This is a genomic window from Rhodopirellula sp. P2 (assembly GCF_028768465.1).
GTDB lineage: Bacteria > Planctomycetota > Planctomycetia > Pirellulales > Pirellulaceae > Rhodopirellula.
The window spans coordinates 2,089,541-2,113,966 of record NZ_CP118225.1; the positions used below are offsets into that span (position 1 = coordinate 2,089,541).

Annotated in this window: 21 protein-coding genes, 1 tRNA gene and 3 pseudogenes; 14 read left to right on the top strand and 11 right to left on the bottom strand. The window is 57.5% G+C overall.

Annotated features, from left to right (window positions below; genetic code table 11):
• Positions 1 to 18 precede the first annotated feature (18 nt).
• Positions 19 to 1,113, top strand: coding sequence for an AAA family ATPase (locus tag PSR62_RS07350; protein WP_274407149.1), 1,095 nt, complete (start codon positions 19 to 21; stop codon positions 1,111 to 1,113).
• A 5-nt stretch (positions 1,114 to 1,118) separates the two neighbouring features.
• Complete coding sequence (locus tag PSR62_RS07355; RefSeq protein ID WP_274407150.1) at positions 1,119 to 2,585, top strand: DUF2201 family putative metallopeptidase; 1,467 nt, start codon at positions 1,119 to 1,121, stop codon at positions 2,583 to 2,585.
• Between the two features lie 2 nt (positions 2,586 to 2,587).
• On the opposite strand, the gene PSR62_RS07360 is transcribed toward PSR62_RS07355, so the two are convergent.
• On the bottom strand, positions 2,588 to 3,007 hold the full coding sequence (locus PSR62_RS07360) for an RrF2 family transcriptional regulator (protein WP_274407151.1): 420 nt from the start codon (positions 3,005 to 3,007) through the stop codon (positions 2,588 to 2,590).
• Positions 3,008 to 3,118: 111 nt separating this feature from the next.
• Here PSR62_RS07360 and PSR62_RS07365 point away from each other — a divergent pair, with 111 nt between their 5' ends.
• Positions 3,119 to 4,456 (top strand): hypothetical protein, encoded by a 1,338-nt coding sequence (locus tag PSR62_RS07365; protein ID WP_274407152.1) that lies wholly within the window; start codon positions 3,119 to 3,121, stop codon positions 4,454 to 4,456.
• Between the two features lie 97 nt (positions 4,457 to 4,553).
• On the opposite strand, the gene PSR62_RS07370 is transcribed toward PSR62_RS07365, so the two are convergent.
• Together PSR62_RS07370 and csrA are read right to left on the bottom strand one after the other, a co-directional pair.
• Positions 4,554 to 4,626 (bottom strand) — tRNA-Glu (locus PSR62_RS07370).
• Between the two features lie 164 nt (positions 4,627 to 4,790).
• A complete protein-coding gene (gene csrA / locus PSR62_RS07375; RefSeq protein WP_007327053.1) occupies positions 4,791 to 5,003 on the bottom strand; it encodes a carbon storage regulator CsrA in 213 nt (70 codons plus the stop codon).
• A gap of 192 nt (positions 5,004 to 5,195) precedes the next feature.
• Between csrA and PSR62_RS07380 the strand changes: the two genes are divergently transcribed.
• From PSR62_RS07380 to PSR62_RS07395, 4 genes are all read left to right on the top strand, one after another.
• Positions 5,196 to 5,675 (top strand): hypothetical protein, encoded by a 480-nt coding sequence (locus PSR62_RS07380; protein ID WP_274407153.1) that lies wholly within the window; start codon positions 5,196 to 5,198, stop codon positions 5,673 to 5,675.
• Between the two features lie 261 nt (positions 5,676 to 5,936).
• Positions 5,937 to 6,152: a hypothetical protein gene (locus PSR62_RS07385; RefSeq protein WP_274407154.1), complete on the top strand. Its 216-nt coding sequence runs from the start codon at positions 5,937 to 5,939 to the stop codon at positions 6,150 to 6,152.
• 118 nt (positions 6,153 to 6,270) lie between these two features.
• The gene (locus PSR62_RS07390) at positions 6,271 to 8,013 is read left to right on the top strand and encodes a TlpA family protein disulfide reductase (protein ID WP_274407155.1); all 1,743 of its coding nucleotides are present in this window, start codon (positions 6,271 to 6,273) and stop codon (positions 8,011 to 8,013) included.
• 107 nt (positions 8,014 to 8,120) lie between these two features.
• A complete protein-coding gene (locus tag PSR62_RS07395; RefSeq protein ID WP_047817118.1) occupies positions 8,121 to 8,348 on the top strand; it encodes a hypothetical protein in 228 nt (75 codons plus the stop codon).
• Between the two features lie 102 nt (positions 8,349 to 8,450).
• Here the strand turns inward: PSR62_RS07395 and PSR62_RS07400 are convergent, their stop codons facing one another.
• Positions 8,451 to 9,770, bottom strand: coding sequence for a replication-associated recombination protein A (locus tag PSR62_RS07400; RefSeq protein WP_274408185.1), 1,320 nt, complete (start codon positions 9,768 to 9,770; stop codon positions 8,451 to 8,453).
• A 64-nt stretch (positions 9,771 to 9,834) separates the two neighbouring features.
• Here PSR62_RS07400 and PSR62_RS07405 point away from each other — a divergent pair, with 64 nt between their 5' ends.
• On the top strand, positions 9,835 to 10,302 hold the full coding sequence (locus tag PSR62_RS07405; protein WP_274407156.1) for a DUF1499 domain-containing protein: 468 nt from the start codon (positions 9,835 to 9,837) through the stop codon (positions 10,300 to 10,302).
• 459 nt (positions 10,303 to 10,761) lie between these two features.
• A complete protein-coding gene (locus PSR62_RS07410; protein ID WP_274407157.1) occupies positions 10,762 to 11,355 on the top strand; it encodes a hypothetical protein in 594 nt (197 codons plus the stop codon).
• Between the two features lie 130 nt (positions 11,356 to 11,485).
• Here PSR62_RS07410 and PSR62_RS07415 read toward each other — a convergent pair.
• The 5 genes and pseudogenes from PSR62_RS07415 to PSR62_RS07435 all read right to left on the bottom strand — a co-directional run.
• Positions 11,486 to 11,635: pseudogene (locus PSR62_RS07415) on the bottom strand (branched-chain-amino-acid transaminase); the annotation flags it as partial.
• Positions 11,636 to 11,809: 174 nt separating this feature from the next.
• Complete coding sequence (gene ilvE, locus PSR62_RS07420; RefSeq protein ID WP_047817120.1) at positions 11,810 to 12,667, bottom strand: branched-chain-amino-acid transaminase; 858 nt, start codon at positions 12,665 to 12,667, stop codon at positions 11,810 to 11,812.
• 79 nt (positions 12,668 to 12,746) lie between these two features.
• Positions 12,747 to 13,580: an SDR family oxidoreductase gene (locus PSR62_RS07425; RefSeq protein WP_274407159.1), complete on the bottom strand. Its 834-nt coding sequence runs from the start codon at positions 13,578 to 13,580 to the stop codon at positions 12,747 to 12,749.
• The gene (locus PSR62_RS07430; RefSeq protein ID WP_274407160.1) at positions 13,577 to 14,092 is read right to left on the bottom strand and encodes a 3-hydroxyacyl-ACP dehydratase FabZ family protein; all 516 of its coding nucleotides are present in this window, start codon (positions 14,090 to 14,092) and stop codon (positions 13,577 to 13,579) included. Before PSR62_RS07430 ends, PSR62_RS07425 begins: the two co-directional genes overlap by 4 nt.
• Positions 14,093 to 14,554: 462 nt before the next feature.
• Positions 14,555 to 16,138, bottom strand: a complete 1,584-nt coding sequence (locus PSR62_RS07435) for a lipopolysaccharide biosynthesis protein (protein ID WP_274407161.1) — start codon at positions 16,136 to 16,138, stop codon at positions 14,555 to 14,557.
• Positions 16,139 to 16,438: 300 nt separating this feature from the next.
• Here PSR62_RS07435 and PSR62_RS07440 point away from each other — a divergent pair, with 300 nt between their 5' ends.
• From PSR62_RS07440 to PSR62_RS25660, 4 genes and pseudogenes are all read left to right on the top strand, one after another.
• Entirely contained in the window at positions 16,439 to 16,894 is a 456-nt protein-coding gene (locus PSR62_RS07440; RefSeq protein ID WP_274407162.1) for a GntR family transcriptional regulator, read from the top strand.
• A gap of 127 nt (positions 16,895 to 17,021) precedes the next feature.
• The gene (locus PSR62_RS07445) at positions 17,022 to 17,939 is read left to right on the top strand and encodes an ABC transporter ATP-binding protein (protein WP_338020178.1); all 918 of its coding nucleotides are present in this window, start codon (positions 17,022 to 17,024) and stop codon (positions 17,937 to 17,939) included.
• Positions 17,923 to 20,619, top strand: a pseudogene (locus PSR62_RS07450) (ABC transporter permease); the annotation flags it as partial. The gene PSR62_RS07445 and the pseudogene PSR62_RS07450, both read left to right, overlap by 17 nt.
• A 62-nt stretch (positions 20,620 to 20,681) precedes the next feature.
• Positions 20,682 to 20,813: pseudogene (locus PSR62_RS25660) on the top strand (hypothetical protein); the annotation flags it as partial.
• On the opposite strand, the gene PSR62_RS07455 reads toward PSR62_RS25660, so the two are convergent.
• Positions 20,790 to 21,737, bottom strand: coding sequence for a DUF6263 family protein (locus PSR62_RS07455; RefSeq protein ID WP_274407166.1), 948 nt, complete (start codon positions 21,735 to 21,737; stop codon positions 20,790 to 20,792). The pseudogene PSR62_RS25660 and the gene PSR62_RS07455 sit on opposite strands and share 24 nt — an antisense overlap.
• A gap of 117 nt (positions 21,738 to 21,854) precedes the next feature.
• A complete protein-coding gene (locus tag PSR62_RS07460) occupies positions 21,855 to 23,426 on the bottom strand; it encodes a cryptochrome/photolyase family protein (RefSeq protein ID WP_274407167.1) in 1,572 nt (523 codons plus the stop codon).
• Positions 23,427 to 23,560: 134 nt separating this feature from the next.
• Between PSR62_RS07460 and hisA the strand changes: the two genes are divergently transcribed.
• Positions 23,561 to 24,289, top strand: coding sequence for a 1-(5-phosphoribosyl)-5-[(5-phosphoribosylamino)methylideneamino]imidazole-4-carboxamide isomerase (gene hisA, locus PSR62_RS07465; RefSeq protein WP_274407168.1), 729 nt, complete (start codon positions 23,561 to 23,563; stop codon positions 24,287 to 24,289).
• Positions 24,290 to 24,426 lie beyond the last annotated feature (137 nt).

A 24,426-nucleotide genomic window follows, 5' to 3' on the forward strand; every position in this document is an offset into this window, starting at 1 on the left:
TTTGATTGAGACATTCCCTTGGCTGTTCGAGTTGATGTTCATGAGTTGATTCAGTTGCTCGAAATCACTCCGCCGGACCAAAACATCATGTTGGTCGGGAAGCACGGGATCGGGAAATCGCAGATCATCGCGACGCATTTTTCGTCGCGTGGGATGAAAGTCGTGCCGTTTTTCTTGGGGCAAATGAGTGACCCTGGCGATCTGATCGGTTTGCTGCACAAGGAGGAGGCCACCGGGAGAAGCGAGTTTTTGCCACCGTTTTGGTGGCCGGTCGATGAGCAACCGATCGTGCTGTTCTTGGACGAACTCAATCGGGCTCGGCCGGAAATCCTGCAATCCGTGATGGAGTTGGCGCTGAACAAAACCCTGGCGGGCAAGCGGTTGCCGGCCGGCAGCGTGATCATCTCAGCGGTCAACGAAGGCGATGAATACCAGCTCACCGATTTGGATCCCGCACTCGTTTCGCGTTTCAATCTGTACCAGTTCGCCCCGACGGTGGACGATTGGTTGCTGTGGGCGGACCAACACAAGGTCGATGATCGTGTCACCGGGTTCGTGCAACAGCAGCCTCAGTACCTGGACGGCGAAGGGATCGCACCCGCCGCCCAAGACGTGGATTCGATGTCAGGGCTGGTCAAAACTCCTGACCGCCGCGGTTGGGCTCGCGTGTCCGAGATTCTATGCGGCGTCGAAACGATCGAGCCGGTGCACGTCAAGCTGATTGCCGGGGTCGTGGGCTCGCCCGCCGCGATGGCATTCCGAAGAAGCCTCGCATCGCGGTTGCCGGTGACGCCGGATCAAGTGTTGTTGCACTTCACCAAGCACCGCAAAGCGATCGAGAAGATGGCGTTGGGAGAGCTGTTGATGTTGAACGAGCAGTTGCTGGTTCACTTGGTGGGCGATCCCTACGCCGACGCGGATCGAACCAAAGCTCTCAAGGGCATGCTGGGCTACTTGAAGCTGCTTCGCAAACGGAAACTGGATGAGGCGGTCGCTCACTTGGTTTCGATGACCGATCAACCGAAGTACGAACCTGCGATGGAGTTCTTTGCGGAGTCGATGGAGCTGACGACTTTGTTGACCGAGTATGTCGAGGGGATCCGAATTCAGTGAGCGGCATGGCTTCCGTGAGTAACACGCCTTCCTCCGGCGGACCGGAGTCGAAACGAGATGCGAAGGCGCGAGAGCGAATCACTCGCGTCGTCGAAAGTTGGTACCTCGTTGATCCATTGTTGTTTGTGGCTTGGACGTTGCACGAGGTGGTGCCCAAGCCTGAGATCGCAACGCTTCGAGTCGCTCATGGTCGTGTTGAATTCAATCCCGCGTTCATCTCGTCGCTCAAACGAGACGAGTTGGCGGACGTGCTGCGGTTTGAGGCGATGCGAATCCTGTTGGGGCATCCGTACGCCAGGCGGCAACCCAAGACCGAGCTGTCGTATTCAGCCAGCAATCTGACGGTGCAAGAATGTCTGCGAAGCAAGCTGCCCATGCCGCGGCCACGTGAGGTGTGGGGCAGTGAGACGCACGACCATCAGTACTTTGAGTACTACTACCGACAGCTTGCAGAGCGGGAGGGCGACCAGGCCAACGAGTCTGAGGAGGCCGATCCCGAGCCGGATGAGTCGGAAGGTTCATCGCCCGGCGAGGGCGTGAAGGATGCCGACGAGAATCCCAGTGAGGACGTGAGTGAGTCAAGCGAAGCCGGGAGTGACGGGGCGGCCGGGCAAGAGGCTGACTCAGGTGATAAGTCGTCGGATCAGGAAGGGAGCGAGGCGGGGGAGTCCCCCGTGGAGTCCAGGGAGCCCGCGCTCGATTCGCCTCGCTCAGAAGAGGGCGCGGATTCCACGGTGGCCAGTGACTTGGGATCCTACATCGACCCCAGCCAAACCGGCGCTGAGAATGCGGATCAGTGGGACGCGGATGATCTGCTTCACGAAGAGATCAAGTCCGCGGTCGCCGCTGCGGCTGAGAACGGAGGTTGGGGGACGTTGCCTGGGCATGCGCAGGAGCGATTGCTTGCGACGCTCCGCCCGTCGCTGGATTACCGATCGATCTTGCGTCAGTTTCGGCAAAGCGTCCTGTCGGTCGATCGGCGACTGACTCGCATGCGGCCGAGTCGTCGTTATGGATTTGCCCAGATGGGAAGTCGGTACGATTTCACCACCCGCTTGCTGTTCGCCGTGGATGTGTCGGGGTCGATGGGCCATCGCGATTTGCAGAACGGTTTCTCGATCATCAATCGGTTCTTCCAGTACGGAATCCGCTCCATCGATGTCATTTGGTTTGACACCGAAGTCCGATGCGAGCCGTTGACGTTTCGATCGGCGCGGCGCGATGTCAGCGTGACCGGTCGAGGTGGCACCCACCTCGGCTGTGTGACCCAGTTCATCGACGAGCGGCGTGGCTATGACGGCGTGGTCGTGTTCACCGATGGCGATTCGCCCTCCCCAAAATTTCCTCGCAATCGGCAGACGAGAATTCTGTGGTTGTTCAACACGCAGGCGGCGTTTCGGAAATCCGCCTCGGATTTGAAGCCTCTCGGCAGCGTTGCGTTTCTGAAACCCTCACGGGCCAGTTTCGCCTGATCTCAGCTTTCGCACAGCGGCAGAATCGGGCTGGCGGAGTTGACCAGGTCGTCGATCGTGACCCCGCGGAAGGCTTCTTCTGTGGCCGCGTAGGCGCGATCGAGTTCCGCGTGCAGCGGGCAAAGTTCGGTATGCGATTTCAATCCCAGCGGGCACTTTCGGATGCGTTGGAGCGGAGCGACCGTGTTGATAACGTCGAGGATGGTGAGCGAGTCCGTCGGCACACACAGTTCGTATCCGCCTCCGGGGCCGGGCCGAGAGCTGACCAATCCGGCGGCCGCCAAGTCTTGCAGCACTCGCGTGAGATATCGTCGTGGGACCTTGGTTTGTTCGGCGAGGTGGTCTGCGGAGGCGGGTTTCCCGACCTGGCTGCCCATGCAGGCGATGGCGCGAAGGGCGTATTCGGCAGTTTTGGAAAGCATGATCGTTTGTCGTGATTTTGAAATCTACATGTTGAAATGCAGATATTGATTCTGTACAGTCAGGTGTACGAATCAGAGTTTAAGCTGGAACCCACTTACGAGCAATCTTGAATGGTATCGCTTCATTTCAATGGTGCGGCTCAGCCGGGCCTCCATCTTCGCATTTCTGCCGGAAGCCAGCGATTGGTTGGTGGTGGACTGCTGTGTTTGTTTGCTTGGATGGCAGCCCCCGCCTGGGGGCAGCCCGATTTTGAGCGGCCTCCGATTGATTACCTCAACGCGGAGGTGAGCGATCCGGTTGCCGAGCTGGCCAAACGCATTGAGGCGGGCGAAGTGGCACTGCAGAGCGACCCAAAGTTCGGGTACTTGCCATCGGTGCTGGACGCCTTGGAGGTGCCGCTCAGTTCGCAAACGCTGGTGTTTTCGAAGACCAGTTTGCAACTGCACCGGATCTCGCCGCGGCGGCCCCGAGCGTTGTATTTCAATGACGAGGTCTACGTCGGTTATTGCCAGCATGGTGATGTCTTGGAATTTGCTTCCACGGATGCCAAGCAGGGCGCGATCTTTTACACGCTGTCTCAATCGATCAAGAAAGAGCCTGAGTTTGTGCGAGACCGAGGGGGGTGTTTGTCGTGCCATGCTTCGTCGCGAACACAGAATGTGCCGGGGTTTTTGGTCCGCAGTGTCTTCGCGGATGCCGCGGGGCGTCCCAAACTGGGCAGTGGGACATTCACCACCGATCACAGCAGCCCTTTTGATGAGCGCTGGGGTGGTTGGTACGTCACTGGTACCCATGGTTCCATGCGTCACATGGGCAACGTGATTTGCACGGATGAGGCTCACGAACTCGATCGTGAAAGTGGTGCGAATCAAGACGAGTTGGAGTCTTACTTTCGGACGGAATCGTATCTGACGCCGCACAGCGACATTGTGGCGTTGATGGTGTTGGAGCATCAAACGCAGATGCACAACGCGATCACGGCGGCCAATTTCGAAACGCGGCAGGCGCTTCACCAGTCCTATCAAATGAACGAGTTGCTCGAACGCGAGCCTGGTTTCATCAGCGAGAGCGCCACGCGGCGGATTGAGTCGTCTGCGGACCGGGTGTTGAAGTACCTGTTGATGTGCGACGAGTTCCAGTTGACTGATTCGGTTGCTGGAACAACCGCCTTTGCCAAGGAATTCGCGTCGCTGGGCCCGCGTGATTCGAAGCAGCGGTCGCTGCGAGATTTCGATTTGGAATCGCGGCTGTTCCGGTATCCGTGCAGTTACCTGATTTACTCCGATTCCTTTGCGGAGCTGCCCGCTGAAGTGCGTTCACGGGTGCTGGAGAAGCTCAGGGGGATTCTGGAGGGCGAGGACCAGTCCGAGACCTATCAGCATCTGACCAGCACGATGCGACGGGAGATTCTGGAAATCCTGGAAGCGACGCATTCCGATTTTCAGTGAGCCAGTGGTGGGGCTCCGGTTTGGCGGTGTGGCCTCGATTCTGCTGACAAGCCAAAAAAATAAGCCGTTTGCCTTTTCAAGCAAACGACTTATTCAGTGACCCCTACGGGACTCGAACCCGTGTTACCGCCGTGAAAGGGCGATGTCCTAGACCGCTAGACGAAGGGGCCGGTTGGTTTGCCAACAAAAGCTGGCGTGCCAACAAGGCGAGTATCAAACCAAGATCGCCTGAAGGCGTCAAGGGTTCCAGAGGCTCGTTTTGCCTGACGAGAACAAAAAACTTGTCAGGAGGCCGAATGTGCCTTCACGAGCGTCCAATGTGCGGGAGATCGACCTAAGAAACGTCGTTGGAATCCGCTGGAGCGTTCGCATCGAACGCTTCGTTGTTCCGTTGGATCGCATCGTAGACTTCACGGCGGTGAACTGGCACTTCGCGGGGAGCTTCCACGCCGAGGCGGACTTTGTCTCCGCGGATTTCCACCACAACGATTTTAATATCGTTGTTGATGACGATGCTTTCGTTTTTCTTTCGCGAGAGTACCAACATGGCTCATTCCTTTTTGCGGCCGCCTGCCTCCTAGTAACAACTGCCTAGTCAACGACGAATAGTGGACAGGTTGTGGAAGGGAGTACGGACAGGGATCCTTGGTCCAACAACTCTAGGACAAAAAACGGTCCGGTCAAGGAAATCCGGGTTGACAAACAGTGAAAAATCTTGTGTCCGTCGCCTCGTAGAGGGGTGGCGATTGCAAAAACACCGCATTTGCTTGCAAATACGAAGTGTCGCGTTCTCGATTCATCCCCTCCTCCTTTTGCGATTTTATTTGCGATGGCTGCTGTTTTTTCATTCCAAGCGTACGTGTACGGCACCGACCGGGGGGCTTTTGACGTGTCCATGGAGACCGTCGCGGAGCGCTTCGAACACTTGGAAGGACTGTTTTTCGAGTGGGATGGTTCGTTCACCTGGGCCAATCAGTCCCAAGGTTGGCAAATCGATGGCACCGTTTACGACAACGGTCAGGCCATTCAGTACGTTGACCTGCATGGCCGTGGTTCAACCTTGGAAGGGCGCAAGATTCTGCTGGAACGTCTCCAGGCACTGTTTTCCACCTTCAGTGAACCTGAATCGATCTCGCTGATGCGTTTGCCCGAAAGGGCTTGGCAAGATTTACAAGCTTTTGAAAAAGATGTCTTCCAAACCGCCAGTGTTGATCAGTGAAACTCCACGGTGCCCGGTTCCTGGGGAAAGAAACAGAAACCGGGGTTCTCGCTTTTTCCAGCGAAACAGGCGGAAATCGTTGGCTGTGGCCAGATTCGGTTGAATGAGTTGGAACGATTTTTCTGGTTTTCAGCGTTTTGGCATCCTGGTTGCATAACACTCCTGTCAGACGCCACTGCCTCGGATGGAGGCAGACGAGTCGGTGCCGGCGTCAGTGTGGTACCGAGACTAATGAAAAGCCCCGTTTCAGGAAGAACCGCTATGTTGACCGAAACCATGCCAGCGCTCGAAAACGTCTCGATGATCTCAGCTGCGTCGCAAAATGAGACCTTGCCGTCGGACGCCGAGATCACTCGCCGCGTGATGAAGATCCGCAGCAGCTGGAGCGTTGCCGAGCGTTTGCGTCGTCGTCGTGAAGCAGATGATCGTTTCGCTGACCTGCTCGACACGCTGTCCTCTGATCACACCGCCGCCTGAGATCCTGTGAGAGTTGGGAGACCGACTCTCGCCCGATGCACGGATCCGAATGAACGGTATTCGAACTGGGCTCTTGCCCGGTAGAATGTCAACTTTGATTCTTCAAGGATGACATTGGATGATTGGACCTCACATGGCTTTCGTGATTGCTCACCTCCCAAAGACCGTTTGGGCCGGTGTGGTTGCGATTCTTTTGACCCCAGTCGTCGGGGGCTGCACCAGGCAACCTCCTGCTGAGTCAACTGAAAACGCCGATGCAACGGAAAATCCTGGGCTGACCGACAGCGGTCAGCTGACAGCGAACGCTCTGCCCACTGGTGATGCTCAGGCATCCGGTTCCCCGATGCCCAACGCCGGGCAAGGCGATGAGGTTGCGCCCCTCCACGAAGTGGCGCCGCGCAGTGAGGCTGCCGCGGCGAACAAGACCGCTCCCATCCAGGTCCCGCAAACGATCACGTCGGGGATGAACGGGCAAGGGAAGCAGTTGGCCCATGACCTGAGCCCGGAGAAACTGCGAACGTTTCTGTCCGAAGCGGACGTTGAGATGCGGATGATCGTCAGCGGGGAGTCAGGGATTGAGGACGAAGCCACTGCGATTGGCCAGTTGAAACGCATTGTCTCTCTGAAACGCGAGGCATCTCGGCGGTTGATCGAACATGCAGACTCGTCGCCCCGAGAGCGGTCGATTGGCCGACGAGGCGAATTGCAGTCGCTGTCTCATCTGGCTTCCATGGGAGATCTGAAATCGGCCGAGAGTCTGCAAGAATTAGCAGAAGAACTGCAAAACGATTCCGATCCGGACGTTCGTTCGGACAGCCAATTGGTGCTCATCGGTTTCGCGATCGAAAACCTGCGGAATGGAAAATCGGAGGCTGCCGCCAAGGTCGTCTCCCAGATCGACCGGCTGTTGCAATCCAGTGCTGCCCCCGACGCGGCAACGTTGATGGTGATGGGACAGGCAAGAGACGCGTTGATGCAGTTCGAGCATGTCGAGGAAGCATCTCGCGTGCGTTCCATGATCTTAGAAGAGTTCGTGGAGCCGATCGAAAATGGTGCTGATGAAGCGAGCGAGATGGTGGGACTCGCTGACATGGCGCGTCAGATTGCCGGTCCAAGTTTGCAGGTCAGCGAAGCGACGCGTCGCGTTCAACAACTGATGCAGCAATTCATCACGGAAGCGAACGAGAACACGACCGCGGCAGATTCAGCGGTCTCGCCCAGCGATTGGAAGGAAGCCGTCCAAACGTTGGCGGACGAACAACCCGACCTGTTGACCACTCAGTTTTTAGCCGGCGCAAGTTTGGAGGCGGAAACCGTCGGTCGGGAAGACTTGATGTCGGTGACCTACCAGGTTTTGGACGACAAGTTTGCTTCCCTGCAGGACGATCGCGGGCGTGAGGCTCGGGCCGCAATTCAGGCCCGGGACAATCGTCAGAAGATCATTGGCAAGGCATTCGATCCTGATCTGCCAAGCACGCAAGGCGAGGAGCTCTCGCTGGAGAGTTATCGCGGGAAGGTGGTCTTGATGCCGTTTTGGTCCGCCGCGTTCCCGGATTCGCTGCTGGTGGTCGACAACCTCCAAGAGATCGCTCGCCAGTACCCGGAGAAGGTTGCGATTGTAGGAATGAATCTGGATGTTCAGTCGACAGACGTTCCGGCCTTCGAGTCCCGCAACAAAATCTCGTTCCCGAGTTTTCGCAGTGTTTCCGACCCGGAGGCATCCGTCGCAAACTCGATTGCCTATCGGTTTGGGGCCGTTTCATTGCTGTTCGTGGCTGTGATTGACCAATCTGGCCAAGTGCACACCCTCGAATTTTCTGGGCGAGATTTGACGCCGGTTGTCGAAAATCTTCTGCGATGAATTAAGCTGGTCGGTTGGACGAGCGCCAAGAGGCAAAGAGAAACTTCTCGTCTTTGTCGACTTGTTTGTGTCGGCTCGTCTTAGTCACTGTCTGCTAGGTTGCGATCATGCAATTCATCGAACTCACCGGCAAATCGTTGTTGGATGTCATCAACGAAGGCGAAATAGATATGGGCCAGCTGCATGAGGCTGGCGTCAATGGCGACTCCATTCTGAGGATCAACAAGTTCGGTGAAATCGAGCTGAGAGACAAACAAGAATGGGTTTTGGTCGGCGGCCTGCTAGGGAATTTTGAGGACCGCCTGCGGAAGATCACGCAGTTGGATTGGCTGTAGCTCAAGCTAGATGTTCTGCATGCAGGAGCCGACCCAGAGCAAGTCGATGACGGCCATGCGTACGGTGTTCGGTTCACCCATGCTTGAGGTCGTTCACTCGACTCACTCAGCGTCTCTTCCCAGCTGCTCGCGAATTTTCTGCAGTCGCGAGGCGAGTTCGGATTCAAAGCCGCGTTGGACCGGTTCGTAGTAGCGTCGATCGACACCGAGATAATCCAATTCCGCCACGCCGGCTTCGGTGTTGTGTGCCGATTGGTAGCCATCGCCGTGGCCGAGTTCTTCGGCACCGGAGTAGTGTCCACACCGAAGCATTTTCGGAACGGGGATGACTTGCCGATCTCGTACGTCGCGGCGGGCGGCGCTGATCGCCGTGGTCGCGGCGTTGCTCTTGGGAGCCAGGCTCAGGTAAGCGACTGTTTGGCTTAAAGTGAGTTGGGCTTCGGGAAGACCGATCATCTCACAGGCCTGCATGGCACTGACCGCCATCATCAACGCTTGCGGGTCCGCGTTGCCGATGTCTTCGCTGGCCAAAATCACCAACCGTCGGCAGAGGAAGCGAATGTCTTCGCCGCCTTCCAGCATGCGAGCGAGCCAGTACAGGGAGGCGTCGACGTCGCTGCCGCGGATGCTTTTGATGAGCGCGCTGGCGAGGTCGTAGTGATCGTCGCCGGTGGCATCGTAGCCCGCGATGCGGCCGGTCATGGATTCGGCAACATCTTCCCGCGAAATGGTTGCCGCCGGATCCTCGTGGCTGTGCACCGCGACTTCGAGTGCCGTGAGTGCTTTGCGAGCGTCGCCGTCGGCGGCGGCAGCGAGGTATTCAATCGCATCCTCGGCAATCTTGACATTCTGGTTTCCCAGCCCGCATTCCCGATCGGTGACCGCCCGCTTCAGCAGCGTGCGCATGTCATCGACAGAAACGGGTTCCAGCCCGAACAGTTGGCTGCGGCTGATCAGGGCGGCGTTGACGGCGAAGTAGGGATTGCTGGTTGTGGCTCCGATCAGCGAGATGATGCCTGATTCCACATCGGCCAGCAGAGCGTCTTGTTGGGATTTATTGAAGCGATGGATCTCATCGATGAACAGCAGCGGTCTGGGGTCACCTGCGGAGACACGGTCGCGTGCTTTGGCGAGCACTTCACGAACATCTTTGACGCCGCTGCTGATTGCATTCAGGGTGACCAGTTCGCTGTTCTGCTCCGACGCGATCAGGTGAGCGAGCGTGGTTTTGCCGGTGCCCGGTGGACCGTGCAACAGGATCGAGCCGATGCGGCCGCTGGCGATCAGCCGCCGGAGCAGTTTCCCTTCGCCTAGGATGTGTTGTTGACCGACAAACTCGGATAGCTTCTTGGGACGCATTCGCGCCGCCAAGGGTTGGGCAGCGAACAGGTGGTCAGCTTCTTGATCGGCAAACAGGTCCATGGTCGACATGACAATTCAAAGTGATCGGCGGGATGACCGCTCGCGGAAAAGAACGAGAAGAACAATGACAGGAACGGTGATCGCTGGAGTGGTGACGTTGGCAATTGTCGCACGAGTCGTCACGCTCGTCGACGATTGGGGGCGAGATTGGACGAACAATCACGCCAACTGGGACGATTCCGCCACGGATCCGAAAAAGCGACCGTTGCGTTTGTCGAAGCCAATCGCCGAAGTGCGTCGCGATTTAGAAACCTGGGTGGAGTCGGAACCGATCTGGCAAATCGAATCGATCGCAGAGGAATCCGTTGACACACCGGTCGCCGGTCAGACGCAGGCGATCCATTTGACTCGTCGAACACGGTGGCTGCGGTTTGTCGACGACGTTCATGTGCAATTGACGGAGGAAGTGTCTCCCGCTGGCGACGTGGTCACACGGGTCGACGCGGAAAGCCAATCCCGCGTTGGCAAAGGGGACCTGGGGCAGAATCCCCGCAACCTCTTGCATCTCCGCGAAGCATTCTCAGCGGAGTGACTGATTTGACCGTAGCGGAACTCGCCGTCGTAGCGGAACTCGCCAAGAGTTTCGGCAATGTCGTAGCGGAACTCGCCAAGAGTTTCGGCGTTCGGCGTTCGGCGTTCGGCGTTCGGCGTTCGGCGTTCGGCGTTCGGCGTTCGGCGTTCGGCGTTCGGCGTTCGGCGTTCGGGCGTTCGGGCGTTCGGGCGTTCGGGCGTTCGGGCGTTCGGGAGTTGGGAGTTGGGAGTTGGGAGTTGGGAGTTGGGAGTTGGGAGTTGGGAGTTGGGAGTTGGGAGTTGGCGATTGGCGATTGGGCGATTGGGCGATTGGGCGATTGGGCGATTGGGCGATTGGGCGATTGGGCGATTGGGAGTTGGCCGAAAGTCTTGGCGACTTCCGCTGCGGTCTTGGCGACTTCCGCTACGTTCCCTGTGGGTGAACGACGTTCCCTGCGGTTGGGGGTGATAGAATTTTGGGATGGACAGGCAACACAAACAGCGGCTGAAACGTCTTGATCCGGAGTCCTATCGCGGGCTTGCTTGGGTCCACTGGACGATGACGATTGAAGGTCGTCGAACAGGTTGGTTGGAACCACGTTTCTTGTACAAGTTCCGTGAAGTCCTCGCCCATGCAATGTTTCGTTACCAGTTCGCGTGCCCCATTTTCTGTTTGATGCCAGACCATGCCCATCTGTTGTGGTGCGGATTGAGTGAAAGTGCTGACCAACGTCTCGCGATGAAGACGGTTCGAAACGATTTGAACTCCTGCTTGAAGCGAATTGGTTTCGAGTTTCAGCGGCAGCCGTACGATCATGTGCTGCGTGAATCAGAGTGCGAGTGTTCGGCAATCGAAGACGTCGCGGAGTACATCGCTCGCAACCCCGAACGGAAAGGGCTTGCGCCGGTCGATGGATTTGCAGATTATATCTATACCGGATGCCTGATTCCTGGTTATCCCAACCTCCGATTGTTTGAGCTGGATAGTTGGGAGATCCTTTGGCGAACTCTCTCGTTTTTAAAACGAACCGAGTGTTTTCGCCGCAATGACCCAAAGTACGCACCGAAAACGTAGCGGAACTCGCCAAGAGTTTCGGCGTTGGGGCTCCGGCCGAAAGTCTTGGCGACTTCCGCTACACGGTCTTGGCGACTTCCGCTACGGTCTTGGAGGCCCGTCAAGCGGAACGCTGGGACCAGCGACTTCCTCAGCGAGCCACGAATGCGCGGAAGGCTGCGTTCAGCTTTTGAGTCATCGGGCCGGGTTTGCCATCGCCGATGACCCGGCCATCGAGCTTGACCGCGGGGATGACTTCGGCGGCGCTGCCGGTCAAGAAACATTCGTCGGCGACAAAGATCGAAAACGTAGCGGAACTCGCCAAGAGTTTCGGCGATGTCGTAGTGGAACTCGCCAAGAGTTTCGGCGTTGGGGCTCCGGCCGAAAGTCTTGGCGACTTCCGCTACACGGTCTTGGCGACTTCCGCTACGGTCTTGGAGGCCCGTCAAGCGGAACGATGGGACCAGCGACTTCCTCAGCGAGCCACGAATGCGCGGAAGGCTGCGTTGAGCTTTTGAGTCATCGGGCCGGGTTTGCCATCGCCGATGACCCGGCCATCGAGTTTGACCGCGGGGATGACTTCGGCGGCGCTGCCGGTCAAGAAACATTCGTCGGCGACAAAGATGTCGTGACGTGTCATGGCTTCCTCCGCCACTTCGATCCCATTTTCGCGAGCCAGGTCGATCACCGTGTTGCGGGTGATGCCTTCCAGGATTCCCGCGTCGATGGGAGGCGTGATCAGGCGACCGCCGCGAACGATGAAGATGTTGTCGCCGGTGCACTCGGCGACTTCGCCTTTGGTGTTCAGCATCACGGCTTCGATGCATCCCGCCCGGATGGCTTCGATTTTGGCCATGATGTTGTTGAGGTAGTTCAGCGACTTCACGCGAGGGCTGAGTGCGGCGGGGTGATTGCGGATTGTCGAGGCCGTGATCAGTTCCAATCCTTCGGTGTAGAATTTCTCGGGATACAGCGAGATTGTGTCCGCGATGATGATCACTTGCGGGTCTTCGCAGGAGAACGGATTGAGCCCCAGTTGGTTGCCGCCGCGGGTGACGACCAAGCGAATGTAGCCTTCTGTCAGACCGTTCTTGGCAACGGTTTCGTTCACCGCCGTGGTCAAGGCATCGATCTCGATGGGAATGTCCAGCATGATCGCCCGGGCGCTCTCGTAGAGCCGTGTCATGTGGTCCTCGAGGGCGAAGACTTTCCCTGAGTAGATCCGCATGCCTTCGAACACGCCGTCACCGTACAGCAGCCCGTGATCGTAAACGCTGATCTTGGCGTCTTCGCGAGAGAAGTATTGCCCGTTGATGTAGATGGCTTGGGTCATGCCCGGAAACTCAAAGTTTAAAAGGTGCGATTGGTGTGAAGGCGGCGAATCAAGGGATGTTTCGTTTGCGAGATGGTTCTCAGTCGACGGAGGCGTTCGTGACCGCGCCGACCACTCCCGCATCAAAGTAGTTGATCGACATGCCCGCATCGACCACGATCGATTGAGCGGTGATGCCGCTGCTGCGTGGTGACAACAAAAATGCCGCCGTGGACGCGACTTCGTTCGTCGTGACCGCTTCGCCGCGAGGGATGACTTTTTCAGCGTACAGGTACGAATCAACATAGCCGGGGATGCCTGCTGAGGCACTGGTTTTTAGCAGGCCTGCCGCGACTGCGTTGAAGCGGACTTGGCTGAACCGGCTGAACGATTTGGTCAGAAAGGCCAGCGATGATTCGAGGGCTGCCTTGATTGGTGCCATGAAGCCATAGCTTTCGCTGGCCATTCGCGTGGTGCTGATTCCGATCGTGACCACGCTGGCGTCACTCGCCAATCGGTCTTTGATGGCGTTGCAAACCGCGACCAGTGAAAAGGCCGAGATGTCGATCGCTTGAAGGAATTGGCGGCGCGTCGTTTCGTGAAATGGCCGAATGCCATCGCTGTAATCCGCAAAGGCGATCGCGTGCACCAGTCCGGCGAGCGTCACATTGTCTCGCTCCAGTTCCGCGGCCATCGCGTCAATGTCGGCTTGTTGTTCGACGTCGCAAACGATCAGGCGGCGGCCAGACAGCAATTTGGCCAAGCTCTCGCGGCGAGCCTCGCTGCGGACGGCGTAAATCACCTCTCCGCCGGCCTGCTCGATTTGTTTGGCAATCGCAAATGCGACGCTCTTTTTGTTGGCGACGCCCATCACCAGGAAGGTCTTGCCGGTCATCCCCAAGAAGTCGAACCCGGCGGTGTTTTCGGTGCTCACGATTTCGGACCCGCGTCAGTGGATTGGGAGGGCTGCGCTGGCGTGATGCTGCACGCGAACTCGAGTCGCGTGGTGACTTTTCCGTTGAGCAGCATTTTGCCGGTCATGAAAAACGCGTTGGAAAGTCGCTCTTTCAGCGTCACGTGAATGTCGACGGTGTCGCCAGGACGCACCATGTTTTTGAACTTCACACTGTCCATGCGGGTCACCACGGGCACGAACTCACCGGGGGCGGGAGTGTGTTCGGACAGCAGAATCGCACCCGCTTGCAGGCAGCATTCACACTGAATCACGCCCGGAACCAGCGGGTAATCCGGGAAGTGTCCTTGCACGAAGAACTCCTCGGCCGAGAACGTTTTGCGGGCGTGAAGCGTGTTCTCGGTGATTTCCACCACCTCGTCCAGCAACAGCATGGGCGAGCGGTGGGGGATTTTGGCCTCGATTTCTTCGGGGCCAAGATGCCGAGCGTCGGTGGAGTCGTTGGGAGCGTTCATCCCCGTATCAAACGCCATTTTTGGGGCGATCGTCAAGGCCGTCGAAAGAGGGTTTGTCCGCGTTCACCGAGGAACGTCCCCAGCGTGTGCGATGATCGGCAATATCGAGCCAATCGTGAATCGTGCTGACCGGGATACAAGTGCGAATTGTGCCGCGAAAGGTTCGCGTGCATCGCCCCGGATGGGGCCGTCTTCCGTAGCTCGGGGCGGAAGCCCCGAGATCCTGGGCGAAGAACAGGAGGTCGCCCCGGATGGGGCCGTCGCGGAGGAGGGGGAGCCTCGCTGATGCTTCGGGTTTCCATTTCGACGGGCTTGGAAGCCCATCTTACGGAGAGACTTGCGTCGGATGACGTCATTGAAAAAGTTCAATTGACAAATGCAAAGTGCAAAGTGCTGTTGGGATGAACGGACCGCAAGCAATTTAAAATTTACAATTGTCAATTGAACCTTTTCAATCGAATCGCAGCAAAGCTTTTAGGCTCAACCCAGCGGCATCAGCTTCGAGCGAACCTTGTCTGGCAGGCTTTCCAGCCAGCGTTGACGCGTCGCGTCGTCGTTCCAAACCATCAGGCCAATGGCGAGGGCGAAAAGCATCGCGACATAAGGTGAAAACAGCAGGCTGACCGGCAGCAGGGACAGCACCACCAAAGTCAGGTCGACTTGGTAACCGCAGCCGATCATGGCCAACCAGACCCCGAGCATCACCACCCCGTGAGAGCAAAGCGTCGCAATCACCGCTCCTTGCAAACCGAACATTGGCAGCAACCACGCGTTCAGTGCCAGGTTGGTGGTCAGTCCCGCCGCCATCGCCACGGGGATCCACTTCCCTTTTTCGACGGTCCAAAGGTAGTTCTGCCCGACGGTCACCAGCGCCGCCCAGGTGCAGAAGCACAGTGCCATGGGCATCAGTGTCATCCCGTCGGTGTAGCGGCCTTGCAGCAGAACGTTGAAAATCCATGGCCCCAGCAGGATGGCCATGGCACTGCCGCTGGTGAACACAATCGAAACCGCCAGCAACGCATCTCGCAATCGAGTCTGAACCGCTTCGAAGCGTTTGGCTTCCCAGTCCGCCGACAGGTACGGCAGCATCACACCGCCGATCATCGTTCCCAGACTGAGCAACAGCATCGGGATGATTCGGCCCGAGTGGTACTGTCCCACCGCGGCTTGTCCTGCGATCTCTGCCGACAACGTCTCGGTCGCCGGGATGAAGTGCAGGATCATGTAGCGATCAGAGAGCTCAAACAGGTTGCCAATCAAGTTCATCAACCAGAGCGCCGTTGCGTACGGTGCCAGTCGGCGGATCATGTCCCACAAACCAAAGGGCAGATCATTGTCTGGTGATTGAGCTTCGGTGTCTTCAGAAAGATTGGTGGTTGAGTTGTCGGAGTCCGAGATCTGCTGGGCCGATTCCCAGGAACGAATCAGAGACCACAGGCCAGGGATCGATGCGATCAAGCAGGATGCGGCGAACATCCACACGACACCCGTGAACGATCCGCCGGAGATCAACCAAGCGACGCTCAATAGCGTGAAGCCAACGCCCTGCATGAACTGCATGCACGAGACCATGCGGACTTGTCGCAAGGAACCGTTGAGGTCGCTGACAAAGTTGTAAGCGATCATTCCCACCACGGCTCCGGCGACACCGTAGATCAGCCGGTTGTCTTGCGGTTGCAAGAAAACGATCCAGCCAAACCAGTCGGGAAGCCACAACATGGTTGTGACGAAAATCGTGGTGCACGCCAGGGTCCCGGTCGCGATCCGGCGTACGAATGGTGTGAGTGATCGTTTGAGACGGAAATGTTCCGTGAATCGCGGCAGTACTCCGGGGATCCCCAGCAACATCACCGGGGTGATCAGCGTGATGAATCCGAACGCCATCGACCAGCGTCCCACATCGGTGTCGTCCATCAAGCGGCAGAACGCCATCCCGCGAATGAAGCCGATGCCCCGGCCGAGCACTGTCATCGCCAGCATCACGACCATGCCGATCGCCAGCGAATCGACTCGAAAGGCCGAACGGGTTGAGGTGGGTTGAGTGGCTGAGTCGGCGGTCGACATCGACAATTGGCTTCGGTAATCAGTTGGACGAATTCAGGCGACGCGAGCGGAGCAGATTCGCGTGGACGCTGACTTGGCAGACGAGGTTTTGAAAGAGTGGCTCGTTGATGGGTGGCACCCTGTTCACTTCGTTGGTCAACGAGCAAGTTCGACGGATCTCGCGATCCTGAAGTGCGGTTGCGACGGTCGTATCGGTTTTTTTGCCGAAAATCATTGACCGAACCTCTTGGTGTGCTATCGTGATAGCACACAGGTTCGGTGCATCGTCTGCTGCCTCGAACTCCTTCTCAGGAGACGCCCATGTTCTTTTCCATTGATGCGGCCAGCGACGTGCCGATCTACGAGCAGATTGTTCGTCAGGTCAAGCTCGCCGTTGCCGATGGCACGTTGGTGGGAGGCCAAATGCTTCCCAGCGTGCGTCAGCTTTCTCGCGACATCGCGCTGAATCCCAACACGATCGCGCGGGCCTATCGCGAGCTGCAGGCCCAAGAAATTCTCAAGCCGCTGCGTGGTCGCGGGATGGTGGTCCGCCGCGATGCGATGGAGGCCTGCACATCCGCCCGTGATGACTTGGTCGGGGATGGTGTGCGCCGAGCTCTGGCAGATGCCATTGCCGGTGGCATGTCACCGGATCAGTTGCGGTCACTTTTTGAGTCGGAGCTGGCGCGATTGAGTGCAGCCTCCACGAAGTCCAACTCGGACGAATCAAGCCTTGAATCTGTTCCCTCCTCCAACAACGAGCCGAGCCATGAATGAATTGGATTCTGTCGGGCGTGAGCCAACGACACGGGAAGCTTCTGGCATTGCCTCGAATCGCCCTGCGTATGATTCGCACCAAGTTCGGCCGAATGTCGAACCAGGAGGCATCATTCAAGTCAATCAAGTGAGCAAGCGGTTTCGAAACACGGTTGCTTTGGACAACGTCAGCTTGCACGTTCCGGCGGGGACGGTGTTCGCCTTGCTCGGTGAGAACGGAGCGGGCAAGACAACGTTGATTCGGATCTTGACCGGCTTTCAAAAACCGGATTCCGGCGCCGCATCGATTCTGGGGCATGACTGCGGCGAGAACTCGGAAGAGATTCGCCGGAAAATCGGATACGTGTCCGACTCGCCGGCACTTTACGAGTGGATGACTCCGCCTGAAATCGGATGGTTCGTCAGTGCGTTCTACGACGATGGCTTCATCGCACGCTATCGCGAGTTGATCGAAGAGTTTCAGGTTCCGCCGGCGACGAAGATCAAATCGATGAGCAAAGGCCAACGAGCCAAAGTGGCTCTGGCGCTCGCGACGGCTCACGACCCTGAACTGTTGATCTTGGATGAACCGACCAGTGGGTTGGATCCGATGGTCCGCCGTCAGTTCTTGGAATCGATGGTCGACCGTGCCGCTGCGGGGCGAACGGTGTTGCTGTCGAGTCACCACATCAACGAAGTCGAACGAGTCGCGGACATGGTGGCGATGATTCATGGCGGCCAAGTCAAGTTGGTCCAGTCGATGAACGACTTGAAGCAGCACACTCGAATCGTGACAGCGACGATGGATGACGCTCATGTCGAATCACCCGATTTGCCGGGGCGAGTGTTGAGCGAAACGAGCAACGGTCGTCAAAGACGTTGGGTGATCACGGATTGGAACGACGCCGGGGATCTGCACTGGGGACCCGATGATGGTGTGCGCCAATTCCATGTCAGCGTGCCAACGCTGGAAGAAGTCTTCATTGCGGTTTGCGGTCAACCCCTGCGGGATGAACCGTCGTCCTTCGATCGTCGCCAGGAGGTGAATGATGGCCACTTCGCTTGAAGCGTTCGCATACCCAGCGGTTTCGCGTCCTCGATCAGCATTTCAGCATTTGGTTTGGAAAGACTTTCGGATGCTGCAACCGCTGTTGTTGGCGGGGGTGATTGGCACGGCAGCCTTGTTTTTGTTGGCGGTCCTTCGTGCCGCGATCGATCCTGTCTCGGATCCGAGCCTGACGACACTTTCCGTGTTGTGGGTGTTGCTGCCGAACTTGGTGGCACTCGGGATTCCACCGATCTCGCTGGGCACGGAGAACGAAGAGCGAACCCTGGATTGGCTGCGGACGTTGCCGGTGACTTGGTGGCAAGTGTTGCTGTCCAAGTTGTTGGTCGGGTTCGCCGCCTGGGCGTTGGCGGTCTTGATCGCCACAGCCTGCGTTGTACTTTCTTGGGTCGTGTTGCGGGGCGAGTGGGACTGGGGCGACATCGGACGGATCTCCGGTTCGGAATCGATCTTTGAGCTGATGGTTTACGGAGTGGGCCTGCTGATCTGTGGCTGGATCGCGGCGTTGATCGTTCGCAATCCGGTCGGTTCGGTGATGTTGGTGATCCCGTTGATCGTGGGACTGACCTTGTTGTGGAACTACTCGATCGCCGGATTGGTCAGCACGCATTTCCATCATGGCGTCACGTTTTTGGAAGCGACCGCTGGTCAGCGTGTTGCCATGCTGTGTTTTGCTGTGGTTTGTCTCGTTGCACTGGGTTCCGCGATCGCCGGTTTGGCTCGCCATCGTCTGGCCGGTGCGAGTGATCACCGTTGGCAGGCTCCAGCGGTGGCCTCGACTTCGGCTTGGCAACCAAGCGTGGTTCAAGTGGCTTGGCATGCCAAACCACGTCCGTTTCGTGCATTGCTTTGGCAACAGGTTCGGCAGACTCGTTTGGTCATTGGTGTCGCTTGCTCTCTCTCGATGTTCGCAGTGGTTTGGGGCCTGGTGGGAGGAGATTCTGGTATCCAGAGAGCGTTGATTGTCTTGGGATGGCCGGCGGCACAGCTGATGCTGGGAGTCGCCACGTTCCATGGGGATCGACGGGGAATGCGGCAGGGTTTCTTCGCGGACCGTGGGTGGTCACCCAGCCTGATTTGGTTGACCCGGTTGATCCCCACCGCCTTGGCGTCGCTATTCCTGATGATGGTGTTCCCGTTTGCTTCGGGCCTCGATTTGTATTTCGGGATGCAGTATGGAGCTGCAACCTCGTTGCAAGCCTTTGGGTTCAGCGTGGTTGTGCAAACCGTGCAGTTCTTGATCGGCGTTCTAACCGGGCAGTGGGGCCGCCGGCCCTCCCTGGCATTTTTTGGCGCACCCGTGGTTGCTCTGCTTTGGATGTTGCCTGCGTTTGGGCTGCTCGCGTTCTACGGAGGCTACACCAGTCTGTTGTGGCTGGCGGCCGGCGTGTTGCTGTTCGCAACTCGGCGTTTAACGCCTTTTGTGATGGAAGGTGTGTCCTCCGCTGCTGTGTGGGGACGAGGGCTGGCCTATTGCCTACTGGCTTTGGGGGTGATGTGTCTGTGTCTGTTCACTCATCGCTGGTGGACGACCCCGTCGGAAATGCCGCAGTGGCGCAAAGAAATGCTGGCAATCGTTCAGGAACCCATTGAGCCTGAAGTCATCGAGTCCACGATTGGTGTGTTGCCGGCGACTCGGGATGTGGTGCTCCACTGTGATGCCTATCCGATCGGTCGGTACGATCCGGACATGAAGCAAGCGATGCTGGTGACTGAGTTCCCGGGTGCGAGATCCGAGACGGTCGCCAGGATTCGATACACGGTCCGCTTGTTCCCGATCAGGTATTCGACGAATCAGGTCATCGAAGTGCTTTACCTAGGCCCTGGCGAAAGGCTTCGGCGATTGGAACTTGGTTTGGACCAGGAACTCGGTCCCGTCAAAATGCTGGGGGAGTCGATCTCACAATCCGAGTTGTATGATTTGTGTGTGAAAACGCCGATCTCGTTGAAGTCTTACACGGCGGGAGGGATTCGGAATGAACCGTATCGCCGTGTGGCTCAGTATCAAGACATCACGTGGCGTCCCCTGCGTCGCAAAGCCTTGGAGGTCGCTGCCAAGTGGTCAAGAATTTCTCGGGAGCAATCACTTGTGTTTGGTGAGTTGGGCGAATTGCTCCACAACGCCGAGTCCAACGAATGGATCGTGATCGCTGGTTTGAGGCAGATTGCTTACGAGCAAAACCTGTTCAGCGGTCAGGCTCTTCCGCAGTCCGAAGAGGATCGATTGGATCGTGAGGTGTTTGTGCAAGTGGTCGATCAATTGGCCAGCAAGGACTTGCGACGTGAGAGTCGCCAACGATGCCTGATCGCCGAGTGGCAACGTTTTCAAACGCGAGATTGGAGTGGCCAGTTCGACGAAGAGTGGGGGAACGAGAAGTCGTTCTTGGAGGCTCGGTTGTCGGACCCGTTGTATCGGTTGGGGATCGAGCAAACGCGGTTCGAACGGAAACTGGATGTCGCGGTTCGCAACACCCTGGATCAGCTGGAAGATGGCTTGCCCAAGTGGGACGATCCCGAGCTGGCCGAACAGCGGCTGCTGTGGGGCGAGCTGCTGAGGGACCGTCGTAACAGTGTCGGTCACCAGGAAGTCACATCACCACCTCGAACTCCCGTTTTCTATCGCGAGCAAGACCTGCTGATTGATGAGCTTCGTCAAATGGCAGACCGCTTGCGTGCACCGTAGCGAAGCAACGTAGGCCAGGTTTCACCTGGCACTCGAACCGATGCTTTGTCACAAAGCGAGGCGAGTCACAATTTGGTTCTCGAGTTCGAACGAGTACCGTCCAATCACCCCGCCAGGTAGGACCTGGCCTACGGGGGAGAGGAGTCTGCCGAGAATGGCGGCGACGATCAGCGTTGGCTCCTTTTCTTTGATGCGACCGAGGTGGAGCTGTCTTCGGGCAGCAGTTCCTCGGACATCTTGGCGCGGTATTCCATCATGCTGCCAGGGCCTTGGAAGCCGACGACGGACTCGTCCCAGTTCAATTCTTTGCTGAGCAGGTAGCCGTTGTCGACATCGAAACGCAGTGTTCCGTTGCTGAGTTGCTGGATGACTTGTGCCCGCAAGGATTCTTCTTCGATCGGGGTGAGCGTTTCGCTTTTGACGCTCAGCGTTGCCACGCCGGCTTTGACCTTCTTCAGCGTGTAGAGCTGGCGGATTTTGATTTGCTTGACAAATCCGTCTTCCGTGCGAGCTTGGATCTCGGACGGGACGGCCCAAGATTCGCCAATCTTGACGGGTTTGTCAGGCAGTGCCAGTGCCAGCGTTCCCATGCCCAGCGAGGACTTGGAACCGGCATGATCTTCGCGGCGAACTTCTTGGCCCTGTTGATTGATCGTCACGGTGGCCAGCGGGGTCCCGATTTGCGAGGCGACCACGCTGAAAATTTTCGGTGGTTTTTCGCCGCTGGTGCTGTCCCACTGAACTTCTTCGGCTTCGCCGTTTTGTTGGGTCATGGCAACGGATTCGATCGAGTGATCGAACGTCATTTCGGAATCGTTGGCTTCCGCGACGGTCCAGGCTCGGTTGCTGGTCGTGTGGACATTTGCGATTTCTTCGGAACCGTTGATCCGAGTCTTCGTTTTCGCGATGTGCGTGACTTGGTATCGCAGCGTCTGTCCGGGCTGAAGGGAGTGTTTCAGCGTGTAGGTTTCGCCGGACGCGTCTTCGGATTGCTCGAGAACCGATGATTCCTTTGCATTTCCGACCGAGTGGGGGACCAGAACGCTCTGTGTTCCCAGGCAGGCCAGTCCAATCAAAGCGAGACGACGGGACGTGGGAGGGATTCGCAGCAACATTGTGGTGGGCTCCAGTCAGAGAGTATTCGGTGGGAAGGGACCATCATTGATCGCCGATACCAAATGCCGGGGGGCACCGCCAGAGGAATGTTCTGTGATCGATCGGGGCGTTGTCCATCAATCGCGTTGCAGATCAATCTGGCCGCTGCGGATTGCTGTGGCGCGAGCCCGAATGTCGGTCCATTCCGATTGGCTTTTACGATCGAGGTTCTTCAGTTGCAGCGTCATCCGAGTGTTGCCTTCCAGTTGTGTTTGATGGCGATCGAGAAAGTCCCAGTACAGCGTCGTGAACGGGCACGCGTCATCGCCGGCCGATTTGGCGGGATCGTAGCGACAATTTTTACAGTGGTTGCCCATTCGGTTGATGTACTTGCCGGTCGCGCAGTACGGTTTGGTCGCCATCAGGCCGCCGTCGCCGTACTGGCTCATTCCCAGGGCATTGGGCAGGCTCACCCAATCGATCGCGTCGGCGTACATCGCCATGTGCCAATGGTGAAAACTCAGCGGATGGGTTCCGTAGAGCTGTGCGAATAAGCCGAGCACCATCAATCGTTGAATGTGATGAGCGTAGGCTGTGTCGACCAGCAGTCGCATCGCATCAGCGACGCAGGCCATGTCCGTGTTTCCATCCCAGAAGAATGGCGGGACGTCCTGGTCAGGATCGCAGTGAAGGGAGTTGCTCTCTTCGTAGTTGGGCATCCGGTTCCAGTAGACACCACGCACATACTCTCGCCATCCAAGGATTTGTCGGATGAATCCTTCGCTGCAGTTCAGTGGCGCGTTGCCGTCTTTGTAGGCCTTCACTGCAGCGTCCACGACTTCCTTGGGGGAGAGAAGGTGCAAGTTGATCGCATGCGATAGCCGCGAGTGATAAAGGAAGGTTTGATCCTCCCACATGGCGTCTTGGTAGGTGCCAAAAAGAGGCAGCCTGTGTTCGATGAAGTCGTTGAGCGATGCCACAGCATCGTGGCGGCAAACCGGCAAATCAAAATCGTCCACGTTGCCGGGATGATCTTCGAATCGGTCTTTCACCATCGCAATCACCTCGCGTGTGATCGCGTCGGGGGCAAACGAAGGCACGGTCGGGATTTCGCTCGGGCCGGCTTTTTTGAATGTCTTGCGGTTGTCGTGGTCGAAGTTCCACTGCCCACCTTCGGGGCCACCTTGCTCATCGAGAAGGACGCCGTGCTCTTTTCGCATCGTTCGGTAGAACTGTTCCATCACCATCGATTTGCGACCCGATGCCCACTCGTCAAATCGTTCAGGGGAACAGTAAAAGTGGTTGTCGCTGAGAAACTCGAGCGGCACGTCTTCCTGTTCGGCGGTTGCCTTGAGTTGTTCACGGACTCGGTAGTCGCCTGGGGCGACAAGCACGATTTTTTCGACGGAGTGGTCCGAGAGCGTTTTTCGCAGAACGCTGGCAAAAGAACTTTCGCGAGCCTTTCGCCGATCGCCGGACAGTTCGTGGTAGATCACATCGAATCCACGCTGGATCAATTCGTCTCGGAAGTGCCGCATGGGGCTGAAAAAGCCAACCAGACGGGTTTGATGGGACCAGACGTGAGTGGCTTCTTCGTCATTTTCTGCCATCCAAACTCGATCGGAAATGGGATCGAAGTCCGTGAATGCATCGGAGTCGTGGTTGAGTTGATCGCCCAACACAAGCACGAGATGGCGAATTTTTGTCATGACGGGTCCAGTAAACGACGGTCTCGAATTATCCTCACGCGTATTCACGGTAGTGCCGATGCAACCCTGCCCTGCTCTGCCCTGCCCCAAACTCGCAATTTTCTTCCTCGAAGACGCTTGGAAACGAACCACGCATGGAAATTTGGCCCGCCATTGATTTGCGTCACGGAAAACCGGTTCGTCTTCGCCAAGGAGACTACGACCAACAAACCACGTTTGGGGATGACCCGGTCGAGTTTGCAAAACGCTGGCAAGAATCCGGTGCCCGACGACTGCATTTGGTCGATTTGGACGCCGCTCGCGGTGACAGTCCCGATGCCAATCGGGACGCGGTCCAACGGATCATTGAGGCGACCGGGTTGCCTTGCCAAATGGGAGGTGGGGTGCGTGACGAAGCCACGATCGAATCGTTGTTGAAAGTCGGAGTCTCTCGATTGGTCGTCGGCTCGCGGGCGCTGAAAGACCCGGACTGGTTCGTCGAAATGTGTGACAAGTACCCCGGCAAGTTGGTCGCGGGCATCGACGCACGAGATGGCAAGGTCGCCACGCAGGGATGGCTCGAAACCAGCGACGTCTCGGCGTTTGAGTTTGCGACCAAGTTGAGAGCTCGCACAGAGAACATCGCTGCGATCGTTTACACCGACATCGCGAAGGATGGCATGATGCAAGGTCCCAATTTTGAAGGGTTGGCGGAGATGGCCGCGGCAAGCGACATCCCCTTGGTCGCCAGCGGTGGCGTCACGACCTATGACGACATCCAGCAGCTGGTTGCGATGAACATGCCCGCCGCGATTGTGGGTCGGTCTCTCTACGACGGCGTGATGGAACTGGGTGAGGTCGTGCGACTGGCCGGCGACGTTTGAACGTCGTGCTTCGGCGCGGTGTCGTCGTCCGCATTCGCTCGGAGAATTGGTAGCGAAAGTCGTCAAGACTTTCGGCGAATGGTTGTGCAGGCCGAAACTCTTGACGAGTTTCGCTACTGGAGCCTTGAGCTGTCGCG